4 protein-coding genes are annotated in these 5,588 nt (G+C 55.1%); 3 read left to right on the top strand and 1 reads right to left on the bottom strand.

The genetic code is table 11. The features are described 5' to 3' along the window. Positions 1 to 95 precede the first annotated feature (95 nt). Positions 96 to 737, bottom strand: a complete 642-nt coding sequence (locus tag NUV79_RS25065) for an NAD(P)H-dependent oxidoreductase (protein ID WP_257735789.1) — start codon at positions 735 to 737, stop codon at positions 96 to 98. 376 nt (positions 738 to 1,113) lie between these two features. Between NUV79_RS25065 and NUV79_RS25060 the strand changes: the two genes are divergently transcribed. The 3 genes from NUV79_RS25060 to NUV79_RS25050 all read left to right on the top strand — a co-directional run bounded on the left by NUV79_RS25060 (position 1,114) and on the right by NUV79_RS25050 (position 5,550). Beyond that, complete coding sequence (locus tag NUV79_RS25060; protein WP_257735788.1) at positions 1,114 to 2,331, top strand: glycosyltransferase family 4 protein; 1,218 nt, start codon at positions 1,114 to 1,116, stop codon at positions 2,329 to 2,331. A 260-nt stretch (positions 2,332 to 2,591) separates the two neighbouring features. Beyond that, positions 2,592 to 3,869 (top strand): polysaccharide biosynthesis/export family protein, encoded by a 1,278-nt coding sequence (locus tag NUV79_RS25055; protein WP_257735787.1) that lies wholly within the window; start codon positions 2,592 to 2,594, stop codon positions 3,867 to 3,869. A 22-nt stretch (positions 3,870 to 3,891) separates the two neighbouring features. Beyond that, entirely contained in the window at positions 3,892 to 5,550 is a 1,659-nt protein-coding gene (locus NUV79_RS25050; protein ID WP_257735786.1) for a polysaccharide biosynthesis tyrosine autokinase, read from the top strand. Positions 5,551 to 5,588: the final 38 nt, after the last annotated feature.

Raw genomic sequence — 5,588 nt, 5'->3', positions numbered from 1 at the left:
AACCCGAGGGCCTTTGCTCAGATCGTAGAAAAAAGGTAGGCTGCCAGCAAACGTTACACCCCACGGAAGAAGCACCATTCTGTTTCCAATCCGCGTCATTCACGCACGACCGCGAACTCCTGAGTCGGTGCCAGCAACTGGGGCGGGCGCTTTTCACCTCCTCGGACCGCCTCAACCCTGCCCGCTTGGTTCTTTGTAACCCACCGTTCCAAAGCAGTCGCGTAACGGAGCGCCTCCGCACCCAGTGCTTCTGGCGAAAGTTTGTCCGCATTGTATAAAATGAAGGGATCCTGCCAGAGTAGACCGCAGCGATGAGCAGTGGCGCGGAGCGGCACAAGAAGATCGGCCATCGAAAACATGTTTAAACCGTCGGGCCGGTTGACATCAGATGCGGCCCCCGCAGTTACCGCCAGCATGATAGGCGTTCCTTCCAATTTCCGCCCCTCAGTCTGATAGCTAAAGTAGAACATGCGGGTCAGCACTGCGTCCTGCCATGCCTTTAGCAGGGGAGGCGTAGAATACCATTGAATTGGAAATTGCAGCACGATTCGGTCGGCCGCCAGGAGCCTTGCGGCCTCGTACTCCCCATCGCGAAGGATATCAATGCTATCGGGATAAAGCGCCTGCATGTCGACAACCTCGACGCTACGTAAGCTCGCTGCGGCGGTCGACATAGCGGCATTGGCCTTTGACTGCGCGAGATTGCGATGGAACAGCAGAATGAGGGTCTTGGTCACGTCCATTCTCTCGCTGCGCAACTGGAACAACGCGGAGACTTTAAACCACTTCGATCGATTAACAATACATATTGCTCTACTCTGATGTGTCGAAGAACGGTCGACGCCGGCAATCCATCGCGCTGGATGCGAGAATGTGCAAAAATTGATCAGAACTAGGCTGCAAGCCCGGTCGCTGAGTCCGCAACCACACACAATTGATCGCATGACGCATGATTAACCACTAGGTTCAGATTTTATATACCTTCGATCGAGAGATAAATAAATATCAGCCTGAACAGCAAATTCAGGTGACCAGCAGCGCGAGTCGCACAATAATCGCTCCTCTATTTCTTTAAGCATAGCGCTCACAAGCGCCGTTCTGAGTGGCCGTGAAATGAAGATTCTCTATCTAACGAACGTGTATCCGGCCCCGAGCAACACCTTCATCCGAGACGAGATCATTGAACTCGAAAAGCTCGGCCACCAGATCCTGCGATTTTCGGTTCGTAGGTTTCGCGGTCGGTTGGTCGATCAACTGGATGTAGCCGAAGCGCGGAAAACTCACCTGCTGCTCGATGGAAATATGCTCCATCTGTTCATAGCCCTAATGCGGGAACTTTTTGGGCGTCCGCTTGCCCTTTGTAAACTTGTGCCGCTCTGGGTGACGCTGCTGAAAAACTCGCGCGGCGGTATAGTGCGTCACGTGGCGTATGCGCTGCAAGCAATCCATCTTAGACAGGTGAGTGCTACCCTCGGCATCGAGCATATCCACGTACATTTTAGCACTAATGCCACGGCCGTGGCGATGCTATGCAAATCCGCCGGCGGACCAAGCTACAGCTTCACCGCCCATGGTCCGGATGAATTCCGCCACCCAAAATTAAACAGCTTCCCGGAGAAAATTTCCAACAGCTCTTTCGTTGTCGCTATATCTGATTATTCTAAATTTCTGCTTAACAGCTTTACAAAGCCAGAACACGAGCAGCCAGATATTCATGTTATTCGCTGCGGCATAAATCTCGAGCAATTCACATTATCGAAGACTACAACTGACGAGAACATGACGTTCGTCTGCGTTGGGCGGCTCTGCCCGGAGAAGGGACAAATCCATATCCCAAAGGCCATCTCATTGCTGCGCGACGAATTCCCTCGAATCCGCATCGTGCTGATTGGCGACGGCGAGAGCCGTCTTTCGATCGAGAAAGAAGTTGCCATCTATGGTGTAGAGAAGGAGGTAGCCCTACTGGGGTGGTGCTCGGGCGCTAAAGTTAGGGAGATGATCTCGGCCAGCCGAGCTCTCGTTCTGCCAAGTTACGCGGAGGGTCTGCCAATCGCGATTATGGAAGCGCTAGCAATGGGCAGGCCGGTGATCTCGACTCGCGTAGCCGGCATTCCCGAACTCGTGGATGATTCCTGTGGCTGGCTCCTGGATCCAGGTGATGTAAATGGGCTTGTCTGGGCGCTCCGCGCCGCCCTGTCGGCCTCACCGCAGAAATTGCACGAAATGGGGCTGGCAGGCAGAAAGTACGTGGAACAATTGCATGACCGGCGCCGGATAGCGGTGTCACTTGCAGATCTTATGGAACGAACGGCGCCCCGGCACGGTCAGTGACGTAGATAGATTTTAGGCGAAACCTCTCTGCCATCACCTCAAAGCGGAGCCGAAAAAAGTGGGACTTCCGTTAATGCAACGCCCTTGTCGACGGCCGCTCCAGATCAAAGCGACATTCCGGCCACATTGACTGCGGCATTGACTATATTAGTCATTTTGCTCGCTCTAAGCCTTTGTTCACTGCGTGCTTCGGTTTATAGAATCGGCGAGGAAGCACCGATGAAACGGCGACACCTCTACCTTAAGGGAACGTCACACGTATGCGTACCAAACCATTCGTGTCACTGCTGGTGCTGACGTTGCTCTGCACGAGCAACAGTTATGGACAGGAAGGAATCTACAGGCTGGGCGTGCAGGATCGCTTGCGCATCCACGTCCATGAATGGCCCGTACTTACCGGAGAGTTCACGATCGGCCCCGACGGAAAAGTGACCTTGCCGATGATCGGCGACGTGGCAGCTGCCGGCCTGATGTCAGCCGAACTCGCGAGTAGGATCTCTGAGGGATTGAAAGCGAAGGCTCAGTTGCTCGAATTGCCCGATGCAGCAGTTTCGGTTTCGCAGTATCGACCGTTCTATATTCTCGGGGGTGTCGAACGCCCAGGCGAGTATGCTTTCCGTCCGAATATGGTCGTGCTCAACGCAGTCAGCATCGCCGGGGGAGCTTATCGGCCCCCGCGCAGTTCGGACTGGGGCTTTGAACGTGACTCGATAACAGGAGGCGGTGACATCAGGACCATCCTCCTTCGTCGCGACGAATTAAGCGCGCGGCAATGGAGGCTGCAGGGCGAGGCGGCCGGGCTCGATGCACTACCTGCCCCTGAGGGCGCAACGGCTGCATCGCGTTTCTTGGGTGAGGAGCGCGCAATCTTCCTCGCCCGAAACGAACGGCAAAAGAACCAAACAGCTTCCTTTGATAATTCGGTCAACCTACTTGAGCGCGAAATTATCTCGATTCAAGAGCAGGCAAAAGCTGCCGAGAAGCAGAAGGAATCGGTGGCCAGAGAACTCGAGGATACGCGGACGTTGATTTCGCGCGGGCTGGCACCAGCACCACGCATCCTTCCGCTGGAACGCACTATTGCTCAGATCGATCGCGAGCTTCGCGAGCTGGACACCTCGATCCTGCGCGCCCGCCAGCAAATCAACCTAATGAACGCGCAAAAAGTTGCGCTGCGCGACGAGCGCCAGAGCACGGCACGCGCCGAGCTGCAGTCTCTGCTGGCGCAAAGCAAGGAATTGGATGAACGGTTCGAAACAGCAACCCGCCTGATCGCAGGCTCAGCGGCTCTGAGTTCGGCTCCAACCAACAGTGCCGAAATGGATTCTTCCCCGCTGCTGACATTCGTAATCATGCGTCCAGTCGGCGACGCAATTCAAGAGATCCAGGCCATGGAAACGACACGGGTCCAGCCCGGCGACATCGTGAAAGTGTTCCGGCCGCAGGAAGCGCCTCGGCCCTTATCCCAGTCTCCCACGCGCAATGGCGCAAACTCAAAAAGCCCCCTTGCTAAAGAACAAATCGGCGCTTTGAGATGAGACTACGGCAGGTATCGATCAGATGCTAAACATTTCTAAGATCAACTCACAGAATGGTGATTTTGTTATAGACGAAGAAGCGAGGACGCAATTCGGTATCCGTTGGATGATTGCGGCGATATTCCGCTTCAAGATTTTGATCTTATCAATTACACTGGCTGCGTTGCTGCTCGCATTTGCCTTCGTTCTCTTCCGGCCTGCGACCTTTACCGCCACTTCTCATCTCCAGCTAACGAATCTGCGGCTAACATTTAGCCGCGACGATGCGTTTTTTGCGGAAACGCAGCTCGATCCGACGTTTATCGAAACGCAAATTCAGATCATGCGGTCCGAACGGATTGCGCTGGCGGTCGTCGACAATTTAAAACTTGCCGACCAGCCACTCCAGGCTCAATCAACAGGCCTCTACGGCCTGCTTGGCGAACTTGCTACAGTCTTCAATAGGCCAGCACCAGACGCCGGTGTATCTGGCGCAATGAGTGACGGCCGCGCTGCCGCCCTCAAGTTGGTTCAGCGCGGCATGTCAGCGGAGCGTGTAGCGCTTAGCAATGTAGTCGAGTTACGCTTCACCGCGCAGGATGCGGAGCAAGCCGCCCGCATCACGAATGATCTGGTCCGAGCTTACATCGTTGACCAGAACATGGCGCGTATCGACGCTGCCCAGGCGGGCAGCAGTTGGCTCCGCGAGAGATTGCGCGAAGTCGGCCCCAAGACACGTGTAATTGCCGCAGCTATGCCTCCTGCCGACAAGAGCAACTTTCGCGGCATTCTGATCTTAGCGATCGCTGGCATTCTTGGCGGAACGGTATCTGTAACCGCGGCTCTAGTCTTGGCGTTCATAGATGGGCGGATCCGTACACCGGAGCAGTTGATCGCGGCGACGCAAGCGCCCTTCTTGGGTGTGATCCCAGCCAACCACACACTTAATAACAGTATAACGATCAAACAGAACAAGGATTTGGTCCTGAAAGGCCGGTTCCAGTTACCGTATGCCATGCTCGACATAGTCCAAGCCGGCAAGCTGACCGAGCTCTGGCATACCCTGAAGAACATCAAGTTCGCCGCGGACGAACATGCACGTGATCGAAGATTCTGTGCGATAGGTATCACCTCATTGATCAATGGCGAAGGCAGCACGACCGTAGCAAGCCACCTTGCTGTGTCATTAGCCGCATCCGGACTGCGCACTTTGTTAGTTGATGCAAATACCTACGCGGGCGACTTGTCCAAGCGCTTCGGGCTCGCGGAAGAGCGTGGCTTGTTCGAGTATGGCACAGGACGGCAATCTGATCTAAACAAGCTTGTTAAGATCGAGCAGGACTGTGACCTTCATGTCATGCCGCTGGGTACCACGCGGGCGGTGAACACATTTGACTGGAGCAACAAACTGTCGCTTCTGATCTCCAATTCGCGCGAGAACTTTGACTACGTCGTCTTCGATCTACCACCGCTGACGATGTCAGGGGATCTGCGGGCGGTCGCGCGCTATGCTGACGGATTCGTCCTCGTCTCCGGCTGGGGCAGCGTCAGCGTCGAGCAGATGCAGGTGGGCCTGTCGATGGTCCAGCCGGTGCAGTCCAAACTTATTGGTTGCGTGCTCAACCGTATCGACCTCCCGAAAATGCGCCTAGCTCCTTCCAAGGAACTCGATTTCATACGCCTCAGGAAGAAAAATTCCTGAGGCGTTGCGCGCCATCGCTACGTCAAAGCTGGGGCTAC

The sequence above is a fragment of the Allobosea sp. 47.2.35 genome (assembly GCF_024655635.1).
Taxonomy (GTDB): Bacteria; Pseudomonadota; Alphaproteobacteria; order Rhizobiales; family Beijerinckiaceae; genus Allobosea.
Note: the sequence above shows the minus strand (reverse complement) of the source record. Positions and strands in the feature narration are given on the sequence as shown.

Coding starts and splice junctions, on each gene's coding strand:
- NUV79_RS25060 (WP_257735788.1), top strand. CDS start 1,114: ATGAAGATTCTCTATCTAACGAACGTGTATCCGGCCCCGAGCAACACC.
- NUV79_RS25055 (WP_257735787.1), top strand. CDS start 2,592: ATGCGTACCAAACCATTCGTGTCACTGCTGGTGCTGACGTTGCTCTGC.
- NUV79_RS25050 (WP_257735786.1), top strand. CDS start 3,892: ATGCTAAACATTTCTAAGATCAACTCACAGAATGGTGATTTTGTTATA.